Annotated in this window: 12 protein-coding genes and 1 pseudogene; 5 read left to right on the top strand and 8 right to left on the bottom strand. The window is 65.3% G+C overall.

All coding sequences use genetic code 11. From position 1 onward, the window contains the following. Positions 1-282: 282 nt before the first annotated feature. Positions 283-1,374 (top strand): hypothetical protein, encoded by a 1,092-nt coding sequence (locus OSH07_RS18435; RefSeq protein WP_266340148.1) that lies wholly within the window; start codon positions 283-285, stop codon positions 1,372-1,374. Positions 1,375-1,412: 38 nt separating this feature from the next. Here the strand turns inward: OSH07_RS18435 and OSH07_RS18430 are convergent. The 3 genes and pseudogenes from OSH07_RS18430 to OSH07_RS18420 form a co-directional block, all read right to left on the bottom strand. Next, positions 1,413-1,790 (bottom strand): annotated as a pseudogene (locus tag OSH07_RS18430) (CrcB family protein); the annotation flags it as partial. Between the two features lie 12 nt (positions 1,791-1,802). Beyond that, positions 1,803-2,192, bottom strand: coding sequence for a fluoride efflux transporter FluC (locus OSH07_RS18425; RefSeq protein ID WP_266340146.1), 390 nt, complete (start codon positions 2,190-2,192; stop codon positions 1,803-1,805). Between the two features lie 131 nt (positions 2,193-2,323). Next, positions 2,324-3,397 carry an FUSC family protein gene (locus OSH07_RS18420; protein WP_266340145.1) on the bottom strand — a complete coding sequence of 358 codons (1,074 nt, stop codon included), beginning with the start codon at positions 3,395-3,397 and terminating at the stop codon, positions 2,324-2,326. 172 nt (positions 3,398-3,569) lie between these two features. Between OSH07_RS18420 and OSH07_RS18415 the strand changes: the two genes are divergently transcribed. Beyond that, entirely contained in the window at positions 3,570-3,833 is a 264-nt protein-coding gene (locus OSH07_RS18415) for a hypothetical protein (RefSeq protein WP_266340144.1), read from the top strand. 4 nt (positions 3,834-3,837) lie between these two features. Here the strand turns inward: OSH07_RS18415 and OSH07_RS18410 are convergent, their stop codons facing one another. From OSH07_RS18410 to OSH07_RS18390, 5 genes are all read right to left on the bottom strand, one after another. Next, positions 3,838-4,842 carry a LacI family DNA-binding transcriptional regulator gene (locus OSH07_RS18410; protein WP_266340143.1) on the bottom strand — a complete coding sequence of 335 codons (1,005 nt, stop codon included), beginning with the start codon at positions 4,840-4,842 and terminating at the stop codon, positions 3,838-3,840. Positions 4,843-4,934: 92 nt separating this feature from the next. After that, positions 4,935-5,723: an SDR family NAD(P)-dependent oxidoreductase gene (locus OSH07_RS18405; protein WP_266340142.1), complete on the bottom strand. Its 789-nt coding sequence runs from the start codon at positions 5,721-5,723 to the stop codon at positions 4,935-4,937. Positions 5,724-5,772: 49 nt separating this feature from the next. Beyond that, positions 5,773-6,801 carry an ABC transporter permease gene (locus OSH07_RS18400; RefSeq protein ID WP_266340141.1) on the bottom strand — a complete coding sequence of 343 codons (1,029 nt, stop codon included), beginning with the start codon at positions 6,799-6,801 and terminating at the stop codon, positions 5,773-5,775. Between the two features lie 12 nt (positions 6,802-6,813). Further along, positions 6,814-8,334 (bottom strand): sugar ABC transporter ATP-binding protein, encoded by a 1,521-nt coding sequence (locus tag OSH07_RS18395; RefSeq protein ID WP_266340140.1) that lies wholly within the window; start codon positions 8,332-8,334, stop codon positions 6,814-6,816. A 145-nt stretch (positions 8,335-8,479) separates the two neighbouring features. Next, positions 8,480-9,517: a sugar ABC transporter substrate-binding protein gene (locus tag OSH07_RS18390; RefSeq protein WP_266340139.1), complete on the bottom strand. Its 1,038-nt coding sequence runs from the start codon at positions 9,515-9,517 to the stop codon at positions 8,480-8,482. 482 nt (positions 9,518-9,999) lie between these two features. Here OSH07_RS18390 and OSH07_RS18385 point away from each other — a divergent pair, with 482 nt between their 5' ends. The 3 genes from OSH07_RS18385 to OSH07_RS18375 all read left to right on the top strand — a co-directional run bounded on the left by OSH07_RS18385 (position 10,000) and on the right by OSH07_RS18375 (position 13,590). After that, on the top strand, positions 10,000-10,968 hold the full coding sequence (locus tag OSH07_RS18385) for a sugar-binding protein (RefSeq protein WP_266340138.1): 969 nt from the start codon (positions 10,000-10,002) through the stop codon (positions 10,966-10,968). Between the two features lie 98 nt (positions 10,969-11,066). Continuing rightward, positions 11,067-12,593 carry a sugar ABC transporter ATP-binding protein gene (locus OSH07_RS18380; protein ID WP_266340156.1) on the top strand — a complete coding sequence of 509 codons (1,527 nt, stop codon included), beginning with the start codon at positions 11,067-11,069 and terminating at the stop codon, positions 12,591-12,593. After that, positions 12,586-13,590: an ABC transporter permease gene (locus OSH07_RS18375; RefSeq protein ID WP_266340137.1), complete on the top strand. Its 1,005-nt coding sequence runs from the start codon at positions 12,586-12,588 to the stop codon at positions 13,588-13,590. Before OSH07_RS18380 ends, OSH07_RS18375 begins: the two co-directional genes overlap by 8 nt. The last annotated feature ends 294 nt before the right edge of the window (positions 13,591-13,884 follow it).

Below are 13,884 nucleotides of genomic sequence, written 5' to 3'. Positions count from 1 at the left end.
TCGAGCGCGGCCGCCCCTTCATTTTCAGGAACGCGGCAAAGCCCGCCCGGGCGGATCGAACGGACGGCGCCATCCCCCTCATGCCTTCCGCATGGGTTGCATCGACCGCGCCCCTTGACCTTGCCGTGTCGACGCGCAAGCTGTCCGGGTCGACCTGACCGCGCCCCTCGGGACGATCCTGGCCGGCACACGTCGAGACGCGGCACGCGCTCGTCCATCGGTTTCCTCCCGTGCTGTCGTCCCCGGATCCCGGCCCGCAACGACACGCATGGAAAGATGCAGATGGATATCGTGCTTCACATCGCTGCCGTCCTCCTCGGCATCGCCGCCGTCGTTCTCTACTTCCGCTCGATCGTCAGGGTCGTCCTGATCAATCGGCGCGAGCGCGACTTCATCGAGCACGGCGCCCGCTTCTGCGCGGTCTGGATCATCCACACGCTCGCCCTGCCGCGAAAGGACTATAACGAGACCCAGCGGCTGCAGGCATGGATCATGCCGCTCTTCCTGTTCCTGGCGATCGCCTCCTGGTTCCTGCTCGTCCAGACCGGGTTCACGCTGATCCTGTGGGGGCTCGGGACCGAGCCGCGCTGGGGCTACGCCTTCACGGCGAGCGGCTCCGCCCTCAGCACGCTGGGCTTCAAGACGCCCCCGACGCTCTCCGGCGAGCTGCTGGCCGTGTTCGAGGCGGCGATCGGGCTGGCCGTGGTCATCCTGCTGTTCACCTTCGTGCCGGGCTACCAGGCCGCCATCCAGATCCGCGAACGCAAGGTCGGCTGGCTCTATGCCCGCACCGGCCGGCGCCCGACCACGTCGAGCCTGATCGAGTCCCTCCAGCGCAGCGGCCAGATCGAGCATCACAGCGCCGTCTGGGAGGATTGGGAGCTCTGGTTCCGCGGCCTGCTCGAGACGCACTCGATCTCGCCGATCCTCGCCTATGTACCGGCGATCTATCGCGGCACGAGCTGGGTCGGCGCCGCCGCGGCCGTGCTGGACGCCACCTCGCTCCTGACCGCCTGCCTGGACGACAAGCACACGGAATCGGCCCGCATCTGCCGCGAGATCGGCTGCCACGCGCTGAAAAGCCTCGCCATCGAGCTCAATCCGCGCATTCCGGCCGACGCCTGGACGCACAGGAGTGTCGATCCCAAGCTGATCGAGAACTTCGACCTGCTCTATGCCCGGCTCGGCGAGATCGGACTGCCGACGAAGCCCGACAAGGACGAATGCCGCAAGGCCTTCATCGCTCTGCGTGCGGACTACGAGACCAGCATCCGCCTGCTCGCCCAGTCGACGCTGATGCCGATCGAGGAACCCTGGGTCCTGCCGCACTCCCACCAGAGCGAGCCCGCCAACGCGACGCCCACCCTCGCCTGAACCTGGAGCCAGCGAGACCGTCGCCGGCTCTAGGCGGCCGCCCCGCCCTGCCCGAGCTTGAGGCCGAGGCGCACGGCGCCATAGCCGAGAACCAGGCTGACCAGCAGGTAGACGATCGCCACGGCGGCGGCGGATGCCGAGGCCGACATCAGCACGAAGGAGCCATAGACGAAGCTGGAGAAGGTCGAGAGCCCGCCCATGATGCCGGTCCCGACCATGGTGTTGACGTCATCGCTGACGGCGCGCCGCTTGTGCAGGCCCGTGACGAGGCCGAGGAGGAAGGCCGCGACGACATTGGCGACCAGGATCGCCATCGGGAAACCGTCGGAAAGGTCGGGCACGCCGAGCATCAGGAATTCGCGCGCCATGGCGCCGATGGCGCCGCCGACGAAGACGAGTATGACGAGATTGATCATGATCCGCTCTCCTCAACCCTGAAGCCGCGCCAGTCCCGCGCCCAGCGCGGCGGCGATCAGGCCGGCAGCGACCGACAGCAGCAGATAGCCGAAGGCCGTGTTTCGCTTGCCCGCATCGTCGAGCTTCGCTGCGTCGAGCTGCATGCTGCTGAAGGTCGTGTAGCCGCCGAGAATGCCGGTCAGCACGCCCGCGTTCAGGACCGTGCCGAAACGGTCGCGCCAGTCGACCGAGAACAGCACCGAGAGATAGCCGATGACGAAGGCGCCGCTGACATTGATCAGGAAGGTCGCGAGCGGAAAACCGCCGTGATAGCGCTCGCCGACCACCCGCCCGATCCACCAGCGCAGCAGCGATCCGGCGCCGCCGCCGAGCCCCACCCACATGATATCCAAAGGCCGCATCGCCCCACTCCTCACCTTTTCGGGACCCGCCAGATCATTTCAGCGTTTCATGGAAACACTGAAAGACCCTGACTCCTTGTTTGATCGCGTTTTCTTCACGCGAACCGGTACTCACTTCGCTCGAAAACGCTCTAGGGTCCGGCGGACGCATCCGCCATGTCGGATACGCAGCCGGCAACGTTCGCAATCGAATGCCGCACCTGTTCCAGCGCGAAGGACAGGTTGTTGAGATAGGCGACCGCCGACGCGTCCATCGCGGTATCGCCGCCCATCAGCTTCTGGGCCGCGTCCTGGAACGCGGCGAAGGATTGATCGAGCGCGTCCATCCCGGAAGGCGCGGCGCGGGCGATCAGGCTCTGGCCGAGCCCCGTCAGCGCCGTCCGCACCGCCGCGGTCACGTCGGCCAGCGGCCCCGCCAGCGCGTCGGCGACCGAGGCGGGTTTCGGCAGGCGCGACATCCGGAACATGAAGGAGGACGAGGTGCGCAGGTCGCGCAGGCCGTGCCGCAGCCGTTCGGGATCGACCACGCCGCGCGAGATGTGGCTCGCCCGCTCTTCCGCGACCTCCTTGGTCAAGGTGTCGAACGAGCGGAAGGCCTTGTCGATCGCCGCGTCGGCCTCGCCGATGCGGCCATCCCGAGCCTCGTCCGTGCCGCTGCGGTCGATGCCGAAGAGGGTGGCGAGCCGCGACAGGATCTCGGCCGCCTCGGTCCGCATCCAGCTATCCGAGCGGCCCGGCGCCACCGTCATCGAGACCAGCACGCCGATCGCGCAGCCGACGAGGATCTCGATCATCCGGTGCGTGGCGGAAATCGTCACGGCGACATGCGACGGCGCGCTGACCAGCAAAATCGCCGCGGTCAGCGGCGCGACGCGCAGGTTGACGTGGCGTACCGCAATCATGCCCAGAAGGCCGAGGGCGAGCACCAGGCCCAGGAAAGCGCCGATCGGCGTCGTCGGCATGACCATGGCGATGGCGAAGCCGACGAGACCGCCAACCAGCGTGCCGATGACGCGGCTCGCCGCCGCCTGCAGCGAGGCGCCGATCCGGTTCTGCACGATGATGACGGCGGAGATCACCGCCCAGTAGCCCTGCGGCAGCGCGAGGAAATCGGCGACGAGCAGCGTCAGGCCGCCGGCCGCGGCAGTCCGCAGGCCGGCCTGCCAGATTTCACGGTCCGGATGCATCCAGTTCGAGAGATTCATGGCCCCAGTGAGAATCGCAATCTTCCAACAACCTGCGCGAAATCAAACCATCGCGCTGCACGGAATGCTAGAGAAGCAGCTCCTGTGTCCCCGCATGATCCCGCGCCGGGATGTGCTAGTGTCGGTGGCTGATGCCGAATTCTGCAACCACGCCCGCCGAGGAACGAAACGAATGAAGCTTGCGATGCTCGCGGCCCTGGCCGTCGTCATGGTGCCGGTGTCGGCCAGCGCCACCATGCTGGAGCGCCAGGCCGGGCGGGCGATTCGCAATGCCGGCCATTGGTGCGGGCGCGTCAGCTACATGACGGTCGACACGAAAGTGTCGACGCCGAAGCGCCGCGTCGTCCTCGTCACCTGCGACGACGGCACGCGCTACGAGCAGTACAGCCTCGTGCTGACGGCCGATAACAAGATCAGCTCGATCGAGAAGAAATAGGCCCTCAGGCTGTTTCGCCCACGATGATCTCGTAGCCCGTGTCGCGGATCGTCGGCGTGCCGGGATGCGCGGGGGATTCCAGAATCATCTCGGCCGCGATCTGGCCGATCAGGAAGCGGTGCGAGCGGATGGTCGAGAGCGGCTGCGGCAGCGCCTGGCCGATGTCGAGGCCGTTGAAGCCGAACAGCGCCAGATCCTCGCGCGGGCGGATGCCGGCGGCGAAGCAGTGGAACACGCCGCCGACGGCCATGTCGTCATTCGAAAAGACGACGACGTCGAGGTCGCGATGCTCGGACAGCAGGCGGGCGAGCAGGTCGCGGCCGTCCTGGGTCGAGCTTGGCCCGTCCGAGGCCGCCTCGCCGACCAGCGACAGGCCGACCGCCTGAAGTCCCTCGCGGAACCCCTCATAGCGGCGGGCGGCGCGTTCGTCCCGCTTGCGGTCATGGCCGACATAGCCGAAGCGGCGATAGCCGCGCTGGAAAAGATGCAGGGCCGAATCATAGCCCGCCTGGCGATGCGACATGCCGACGGCGATATCGAGCGGCGTCGCGTCGATGTCCATGAGTTCGGCGATGCGCACGCCCGAGCGCTTCAGCATCGCGACCGTATAGTCGGTGTGATGCAGGCCGGAGACGATCATCGCGGCGGGCTGCCAGGAGAGCAGCGAGGCGACGAGTTCCTCTTCCGTGTCCATGTCGTAGTCGGTGACGCCGACCACGGGTTGGTAGCCGGACGAGGCGAGCGAGGCATGGATGCCGCGCAGCACGTCCGGGAACACGATGTTCGAGAGCGACGGAAGCACCACCCCGATCAGGTTGGAGCCGGCCGACGCCAGCGTCCCGGCGACCCGATTCGGCACATAGCCCATCTGGCGGACGACCGCGAGCACGCGCTCGCGCGTCTTCTCGGCGACCGACGCCTTGTTGCGCAGCACGCGCGAGACCGTGATCTCACTCACTTCCGCGCGCTGCGCCACATCGGCCAGGGTATAGGAGTTCTTCACGTTCATAGAGACGACGCCATCCGGGTAAGAGACGCCCGACCATGCCGGACGCGGCTCCTTATCACGGATCGCCGCGCCTGAACCCACTCCCGTGCGACTTACGTCCAGCCACCATCCGCGACATAGCTCTGGTTGGTGCAGGCGCCGGACTCGTCGGAAGCGAAGAACATGATCACGCGGGCGATGTCGGCCGGATAGATCTTCCGCTTCAGGCATTGCCGCGTGAAGATCGCCTGCTCCACTTCGGGCGTGACCCAGAGGTCGAGCTGGCGTTGCGTCATGATCCAGCCGGGCAGGACGCAGTTGACGCGGATATTGTGCGGGCCAAGCTCGCGGGCGAGGCCACGGGTCAGTCCGATGACGCCCGACTTCGCCGCCAGATAAGGCGTCAGCCCCTCGACGCCGGCGATATAGGCGAAGGAGCCGACATTGACGATCGAACCGCCGCCGAGCTCGGCCATGTCCTTGTAGACGGCCTGCGAACAGAAGAACTGGTGCTTCAGGTTCACCGCCTGGCGCGAATCCCAGAATTCCGGCGTGATCTCGTCGATGGTGGCGCGCTGGTCATGCGCGGCGTTGTTGACCAGCATGGCGATCGGCCCGAGCTTCGCGCGGATCACCTCGATGGCGGCACGCGTCGCGTCGATATCGGTCAGGTCCGCCTTCTCGAACACGACGGTGTGGCCTTCGGCCTCCAGTTCCGCGACCAGCGCACGCGACGGTTCCTCGATGATATCGATGAAGCCGACTTTCGAGCCCTGGCGGGCAAACTGGCGGACGATCTCCTCGCCGATGCCGCTGCCGCCGCCGGTGATCAGCACGACGCTGTCCACCAGGCTCGGATAGGCGGCGCCATAGCGCGGCCGATAGGATGACTCTGACGTCAACGCTTCTGTCCTTTCGTCATTCTGCGTCTTGTAGAAGTGCCAACCGTCCTCATGCGCCCTCCGCCCGCTCGACGCTGCGGATGTTCTGCACGTAGACGTTGACGATGAGGGCGGCGAGCAGGATCAGGCCGCGGATCAGGATCTTGAGGAAGCTGTCGATCTGGATGTGATCGAGACCGTTATTGAGCACGCCGAGCACGCAAAGGCCGACGATCGTGTTGCCGATGCCGCCGCGGCCGCCGAACAGGCTGGTGCCGCCGACGACGACCGCCGCGATGGCGTCGAGCAGGTAGCCGTCGAACTCGTTCTGCTGGGCGCTGCCGAAATGGGCGACGCCGACCATGCCGGCGATGCCGGAGCAGACGGCGCAGATCACCAGCGCCGCGCCCAGGATCAGCTTCACGTTGACGCCGGAATACTCGGCCGCCTCGCGATTGCCGCCCACCATGTAGATGTAGCGGCCGAAGCGCGTGTAGGTCAGCGTCACATGGCCGACGACGAGGAAGGCCAGCAGCACCAGCGCGATGGTCGGGAAGCCGCCGACATTGCCGGAGCCGAGCGTCGAGACGATGTCCGGAACGTTGTAGGCGATCTGGCCGCGCACCAGCAGCGCCGAGATGCCGGCGCCGATCTGCATCATGGCGAGCGTCATGATGAAGGACGGAATGCCGATGAACGTGGTGCCGAAGGCGTTGACCAGGCCGAGGCCGGCGCAGGTCGCCAACGCCAGAACCACCGCCAGCCAGCCAGCGACCGGGATATTGGCGATGTTCACATAGCTTTCCTGCAGCGTGAAATAGGCCACCACGATACCGGTCGCGTTGGCGATCGAGGCGACCGAGAGGTCGATCTCGCCGCAGAGGATCACGAAGGTCAGCCCGACCGCCATGATGCCCGTCACCGAGATCTGGGTCAGGATGTTCGAGGCGTTGTCGATGGTCGCGAAGGACGGGCTGGCGATGCTGAAGAAGATCAGCAGCAGGATCAGCGTCGCGAAGGGCGCGATGTTGCGCATCTGGCTGCGCAGGAACAGGCTCGACTTGGAGGGGCGCGCCGTGCTGGTTTGCTGGAACGTCATGTCAAATCCTTCTCAGGCCGCTTCCAGCAGCCGATCCTTGCTGATCGTCTCGTTGGCGAATTCGCGGACAATGCGTCCCTTCTTCATGACGAGGACGCGGTCGGCGAGCGACAGGACCGTCTCCGGCTCGGCCGAGACGACGATCACGGCGAGGCCCTCGTCGCGCAGCGCCCGCACGATCTTCACGACATCATCCTTGGCGCCGACATCCATGCCGCGCGTCGGCTCGCTCAACACCAGCACCTTGGGCCGGTGGGTCAGCCACTTGGCCAGGGCCACCTTCTGCTGGTTGCCACCCGACAGCGCTCCGAGCGCCACCTCGGCGCGAGGCGGACGGATATGCAGGCTCTCGACGTGCTTGCGCGCGATCGAACGCTCGATCGTCGGCTTCAGCCAGAGCCGCGAAATGCGGCCCAGGATGCTGATCGAGACGTTCTTGTAGACGGGCTGCTCGTAGAACAGCATCGAGCGGCGGTTCTCCGGCACGAAGGCGATGCCGGCCTCGCGCGCCTGCGTCGTGTTCCGCAGCCGGCGCTTGCGTCCGTCGATCGCCAGCGTGCCGGTATCGGCCTTGAGCTTGCCGAACAGGGTGCGCGCCAGTTCGATCTGGCCGCAGCCCATGAAGCCGTAGATGCCGAGGATTTCGCCCGCCTTCACGTCGAAGGTGACGTCGGTATAGGCGCGGCCATAGCCGAGATGTTCCGCCGCCAGCACGACCGGCTGTCCGGGTTTCGAGGCCAGCGTGATGGCGCCGGTATAGCTTTCCTCGAGGTCCTCATGACCAGAGCCGATCATGCGCTCGATCAGCCAGCCCTTGTCGATGCCCTCGACCGAATGGGTGACGATCAGGCGGCCATTGCGGAAGACCGTGACCGTGTCGGAGATCGAGAGAATGTCGTCGAGGAAGTGCGAGATGAAGACGATGCTGCGGCCGCTGGCGCGGACGCCCTTCAGCACCTCGAACAGAAGCTGCACTTCCGGCGGCGACAGCGCCGAGGTCGGCTCGTCGAGGATGATGATGCGCGCGCCGGAGAAGATCACGCGCGCCAGCTCGATCAGCTGCTGCAGCCCGATCGGCAGGTCGCCCATGCGCGTCTTCGGATCGACGTCGATGCCGAGGCTCTTCAACTGCTCATGCGCGCCCGACATCATGGTGCGCCAGTCGATGATGCCGGCGCCCGTCACCGGCTGCTTGCCGAGATAGACGTTCTCGCCGACCGTCAGGTCCGGCATGATGCTGAGTTCCTGGTGCACCATGCCGATGCCGGCGGCAAGCGCGTCGCGGGCGGAGCGGAAATGCACTTCCTTCCCGTCGATCAGCATCTTGCCTTCGTAATCGGTATGAACGCCGGCGATGATCTTCATCATCGTCGACTTGCCGGCGCCGTTCTCGCCGACGAGGCCGTGGATTTCGCCGGCGCGCAGCGTGAAGTCGACTTCGCGCAACGCCGTGACGCCACCGAAGGATTTGGAGATGCCCTGCATCTGCAGGCGCGGCGTTTCGCGGCTCGGATCAAGCGGATCGGTCGTCATCAGTTTCACCGGTTCGACGGCAGGAAACGGTCTCATGACGACGGTGACGGCCGGATCAGCCCGGCCGCCATCGCCTGTCAGGGAACCGTCGCGGCCCCTTCCGACGAACCGTACTCGTCCGGAAGAGACTGCTCATGCGGATGGATCAGATCAGGAAGTGGTTCTGCATCCACTGCATGCCGGCAGCATTGTCCTTGGTGACGACGGGACCATCGGTGACGACATTCTTCGGAATGCCCTCGCCCGTCTTCTCGCCGCTGACGACAGCGGCGACGCCGGCGACGATGGCGCCGCCATGGATACGGGAGGACGGGTTGCGGACGGTCGCGTACATGCGGCCATCGGCGACAGCGGCGATCGCCGGGGGCATGGCGTCGACGCCGCCGATCAGGATGTCGGTGCGGCCGCGCGACTTCATGACGTTGTAGGCGGCGAGCGCCATGTCGTCATTGTGGAAGAAGGCCGCGTCGATCTGCGGGTACTTCGTCAGATAGGTGTCCCACAGGCGAGAAGCCTTGGTGACGTCCCAATCGGCCGGCTGGTCGTCGAGCACTTCCATGCCGGGATTGTTGGCGATCACCGACTTGAAGCCGGCGGCGCGACCCTGGGCGCCGGTATGGCCGAGCGCGCCCTGCGTCATGATGATCTTGCCCTTGCCTCCGAGCTTGGAGACGAGAGCCTGGGTCACCGCGGCGCCCATGAACTCGTTGTTCGGGGCGAGGAAGGTGTGGACGTTGATCTTCTCGAGCGGGGCGATCAGCGTGTCCATGTCGATGACCGGAATGCCGGCGTCGATCATCTTCTGCACCGGCTGGATCAGCGTGCCGATGCCGAAGGCCTGAATCGCGACGAAGTCCCACTTCTGCGAAGCCATGTTGTCGATGGCGGCGCGCTGCTTGACCGCGTCGAGCTGGCCGTCGAACCAGGTGACCTCGACGTTGAACAGCTTGCCCCAGTGCTCGGCAGCCTGCTTGCCCTGGGCGCACCAGGTCGCCTGCAGGCCGGCATTGGAGAAGGCCGCCTTCAGCGGCTTCTCGGAACGCCCGGTCGCGGCGGCCATCTCCTGCGCCATCGCGGGGCTGATGCCGAGGCCGCCCAGCATGGCGGCGGCGCTACCGGCGGCGGTGACGCCGGCGGTGCGGAAAAAGTCACGGCGCGACTTGGAATGCTTGTCTTCAGACATCTATTCCCTCCCTCCCTGCTCGTCGAAGCGCGAGCTTGAGGGAGCAATCATGACAGCGCTGTCAAAATAGTCAACGCGCTCCCACCGATAATGTTTTGCCGACGATTTACGCTTGACGGCGCTATTCGTCGCACAATAGCGTAAGGGAGGCCGCGTATAGGAACCTTGAATTTAAACAAGGTGTTACGCCTGGATTGAGGAACATCTGAACGGAAAGCTCCCCATAGGAGTTCTCCGCAAGAAGTATACTGTCTATAGAGAGTTTTCCGAGCTGGAGGGCTCCGTCCACGGACGGAGGAGCGAGGAAGCCAACCTCCTATATCCAGTACATCCCGGCATGCAGATCGAGAAAACATCGATCCGCGCGACACGAAGGACCGAGGATCCGTTCGCGTTCGGCAAAGGATGTATTCAGGCGGTATCGCCTGCTTATTTCCCACATTCAAAAAACATACTGAAACTAACATAGGGCGAGGAAACAAATGCACATCTTCAACAGACGTACCCTGATCATCGCATCGTCGGCCATCGCGATGGCGCTGAGCGCGACCAGCCCGTCCTTCGCGGCGGACAAGAAGACGCTCGCCTTCGTGGTGAACGTCCCGGCCGACTTCTGGACGATCGCGCGCGCCGGCACCAACAAGGCCCAGGCCGAGCTGCCGAACTACAACATCGAGTTCTACATCCCCGGCGAAATGTCGGCCGCGGCCCAGAAGAAGATCCTCGAGGACCTGCTCGCCCGCGGCGTCGCCGGCGTCGCCATCAGCCCGGTCAACCCGGACGATTCGACCGCCATCCTCAACGAGGTTGCCTCGAAGGCCGTGCTCATCACCCATGACGCCGACGCGCCGAAGTCGAACCGCCTGATGTATGTCGGCACCGACAACGTCGCCGCCGGCCGCCAGGCAGGCGAACTGATGAAGAAGGCTCTGCCGAACGGCGGCAAGGCGATGCTGTTCGTCGGTACGATGGATGCGGCCAATGCCCGCGAGCGCAGCCAGGGCATCAAGGAAGCCATCGCCGGCACCAATATCGAGATCATCGACATCCGCACCGATGGCGGCGACCAGGCCAAGGCCAAGGCGAATGTCGAGGACACGCTGACCAAGTACCCGGACATCGACCTTCTGGTCGGCCTGTGGGCCTACAACACCCCGCAGATCTACAACGCGGTGAAGGCACTGGGTAAGGCCGGTTCGGTCAAGATCGTTGGCTTCGACGAAGACCAGCAGACCCTCAAGGGCGTCGCCGAAGGCGTGATCGACGGCACCGTCGTCCAGCAGCCCTACGAGTTCGGCTACCAGTCGATGATCAACATGGCGAAGATCATCGAGGGCGACAAGTCGGTCATCCCCGAGAACAAGCTGCAGATCGTCCCGACGCAGATCATCGACAAGTCCAACGTCAAGGAATTTGGCGAAAACCTGAAGAAGGTCCTGGCCGCCAAGTAACAGCCCGATCGCGTGCGTGTCCCGGGCCGCTCGGTCCGGGACACGTCTGGTCTCCATGCGACCCGGGCTGCCGCCCGGACGATCCTCTCGCGGGCATGATGACAGAGAAAATTCTAGAACTACGGGCCATCACCAAGACCTATCCGGGCGTGACCGCCCTCAACGGCGTCGACCTCACGGTCAATCGCGGCGAGGTGCTCGGCCTGATTGGCGAGAACGGCGCCGGCAAGTCGACGCTGATGAAGATTCTCGGCGGGGTGGTCGCCCCGAGCGCGGGATCGATCTGGATCGACGGCGTCGAACACACGGCGCTGACGGTGAACAGCTCGACCGGCGCCGGCATCGCCTTCGTCCACCAGGAACTCAACCTTTTCGAGAATCTCGACGTCGCGGGCAATGTCCTGATCGGGCGCGAGCCACGTTTCGGCGGCCCGTTGAAGCTGATCGACCAGAAGGCCCTGCGGGCAAGGGTTCAGCCCCTGCTCGACCGTCTGGGCGTCGATTTCAACGCCCGTGCGCTGGTCGAGGACCTTTCGATCGCGCAGCGCCAGATGGTCGAGATCGCCAAGGCGCTCTCCTATGACGCGCGCGTCATCATCATGGACGAGCCGACCTCTTCCCTCACCCTGACAGAGACGGAGCGGCTGCTCGAGGTGATCGGCGAGCTGCGCCAGTCCGGCGTCAGCGTCATCTACATCTCGCACCGGCTTTCCGAGGTCATGGCCTGCGCCGACCGCGTCGTGGTGCTGCGCGACGGCCAGCGCGTCGGCGCGCTCGACCGGGAGCAGATCACGCATGATGCGATGATCCGGCTGATGATCGGCCGATCGCTGAAATCGCTCTATGTGCCGCCGAAGAGCCCGCCCCGCGACAGCGGCCTGATCGTCGAGGATCTCGTCACCACCGCGTTTTCCAACACCAAGGTGTCGTTCAAGATCCGCCGCGGCGAGATCGTCGGCCTGGCGGGCCTCGTCGGCTGCGGCCGCACCGAAGTGGCGCAGGCGATCTTTGGCGTCGATCCGGCGCTCGGCGGCCGCATCACGATAGACGGCAAGCCGGTGAAGCTCGGCGACGTCCAGTCGGCGATCGCGAACGGCATCTATCTGGCGCCGGAGGACCGCAAGCGCTCCGGCCTCGTGCTCGACCTGCCGATCGCCGAGAACATCACGCTTGCGAGCCTGCCGCGCTATGCGCGGATGACGCTGGTCGACACGGCCGAGGAGCACAAGGTCGCCGAAGAGCAGGGCCGCAAGCTCAAGATCAAGGCGCCCAATGTCGACACGATCGCTCTCACGCTTTCCGGCGGCAACCAGCAGAAGATCGTGCTCGGCAAATGGATGTCGATGCAGCCCAATGTCGTGATCTTCGACGAACCGACGCGCGGCATCGACGTCGGCGCCAAGAGCGAGATCTACGCGCTGATGCGCGAACTAGCCGACGCCGACGTCGCCATCCTCATGATCTCGAGCGACATGGAGGAAGTGTTGGGCGTCAGCGACCGCATGATCGTCATGCATGAGGGCCACGTCTCCGGCCATCTCGAACGCAACCAATTCTCCGAACACAACGTGCTGACGCTTGCCGTCGGCGGGACGATCCAACAGGAAGCCATCCAACATGCTTAGGAAAGAACTCGGTCTCTTCCTGCTGATCATCGTCATCGGCGCGATCACCGCGGTGCTCAATCCGCAGTTCATCTCGCAGATCAACCTGACCAACCTCGCCAACCAGATCGGCCTGTTCGGCCTGTTCGCGATCGGCGTCGGCATCGTCATCATCACCGGCGGCATCGAATTGTCGGTCGGCTCGATGCTGGCGCTGCTCGGCATCATCTTCCTCGACCTGCTGGTCAATCACGAGATCGGCTGGCCGCTCGCCCTGCTGATCACGGTCGGCGGCGGCGTCATCCTCGGCACCATCCACGGCCTGCTGGTGACGCAGCTCCGGCTGCAGCCCTTCGTCGTCACCCTCTGCGGCCTGCTGATCTACCGCGGCCTGGCGCGCTACTACACCGCCGACTCGACCGCCGGCTTCGGCTATGGCAGCGGCTACGAGACGCTCGAATGGCTGGTGTCCGGCCGCGTCGGCGTGGTGCCGAACGCCTTCATCTTCTTCGTCGCCGTCTGCCTCGTCATGTCGGTGGTGCTGCACAAGTCGGTGTTCGGCCGCTATCTCTTCGCGGTCGGCAAGAACGAGGAAGCGGCGCGCTTCTCCGGCATTCCGACCAAGCTCGTCGTCACCGCCGCCTATTCGATCGCGGGCCTCCTGACCGGCCTGTCGGCGATCTTCTTCGTGTTCTACACGCAGTCGGTCTCGCCCTCGGCGCACGGCAATTTCTACGAGCTCTACGCGGTCGCGGCGGCCGTGCTGGGCGGCTGTTCACTGCGCGGCGGCGAAGGCTCGATCCTCGGCATCTTCCTCGGCACGGTGCTGTTGCAGGTGCTGCAGAACCTCGTCAACATGCTCGGCATCCCGAGTTCGCTGAACTACACCGTCATGGGCGCAGTGATCATGCTCGGCGTCATCGCCGACCGTGAACTGCAACGCCGCCGCATGCACAAGATCATGATCGAGAGCGCGGCCGCCCGCGCCACCGGCAAGGCAGCCGCCACGGCCGGCTAACAGACCCAACTCCGACGAACTGAATTCGGGGCCCGGAACAGACGTTCCGGGCCCCGAATTCGTTTGCGCGACAGAACGGCCCATGGCCGGAAGACCATATCGGACGACACGAGACAGTCCCCTCGCCGGCCCTACGCCTGATCCGACCACGCCTCCTCAGCCCGACCTCGCCCGCTGCTGGCTGGCCGAACGCCCGCCGGTGCAGCGGCGCCGTCATCGCCAGGCGTTGCCTGCGCGGGGCCTTCCCCCTCGATCGCCCCGACGCCACGCCGCCGCACGCCCCCTCGGCGGGGA

Origin of the sequence: Kaistia nematophila (genome assembly GCF_026343855.1) — a bacterium.
Classification (GTDB): Bacteria; Pseudomonadota; Alphaproteobacteria; order Rhizobiales; family Kaistiaceae; genus Kaistia; species Kaistia nematophila.
The sequence above is the reverse complement of the archived record's forward strand: the minus strand, read 5'-3'. Positions and strand labels throughout refer to the sequence as shown.

What these genes read in the sequence shown, in the direction of transcription:
- OSH07_RS18390 (WP_266340139.1), bottom strand. Translation starts at nt 9,517, where the DNA reads ATGTCTGAAGACAAGCATTCCAAGTCGCGCCGTGACTTTTTCCGCACC.
- OSH07_RS18400 (WP_266340141.1), bottom strand. Translation starts at nt 6,801, where the DNA reads ATGACGTTCCAGCAAACCAGCACGGCGCGCCCCTCCAAGTCGAGCCTG.
- OSH07_RS18375 (WP_266340137.1), top strand. Translation starts at nt 12,586, where the DNA reads ATGCTTAGGAAAGAACTCGGTCTCTTCCTGCTGATCATCGTCATCGGC.
- OSH07_RS18435 (WP_266340148.1), top strand. Translation starts at nt 283, where the DNA reads ATGGATATCGTGCTTCACATCGCTGCCGTCCTCCTCGGCATCGCCGCC.
- OSH07_RS18380 (WP_266340156.1), top strand. Translation starts at nt 11,067, where the DNA reads ATGACAGAGAAAATTCTAGAACTACGGGCCATCACCAAGACCTATCCG.
- OSH07_RS18385 (WP_266340138.1), top strand. Translation starts at nt 10,000, where the DNA reads ATGCACATCTTCAACAGACGTACCCTGATCATCGCATCGTCGGCCATC.
- OSH07_RS18395 (WP_266340140.1), bottom strand. Translation starts at nt 8,334, where the DNA reads ATGACGACCGATCCGCTTGATCCGAGCCGCGAAACGCCGCGCCTGCAG.
- OSH07_RS18425 (WP_266340146.1), bottom strand. Translation starts at nt 2,192, where the DNA reads ATGCGGCCTTTGGATATCATGTGGGTGGGGCTCGGCGGCGGCGCCGGA.
- OSH07_RS18410 (WP_266340143.1), bottom strand. Translation starts at nt 4,842, where the DNA reads ATGAACGTGAAGAACTCCTATACCCTGGCCGATGTGGCGCAGCGCGCG.
- OSH07_RS18420 (WP_266340145.1), bottom strand. Translation starts at nt 3,397, where the DNA reads ATGAATCTCTCGAACTGGATGCATCCGGACCGTGAAATCTGGCAGGCC.
- OSH07_RS18415 (WP_266340144.1), top strand. Translation starts at nt 3,570, where the DNA reads ATGAAGCTTGCGATGCTCGCGGCCCTGGCCGTCGTCATGGTGCCGGTG.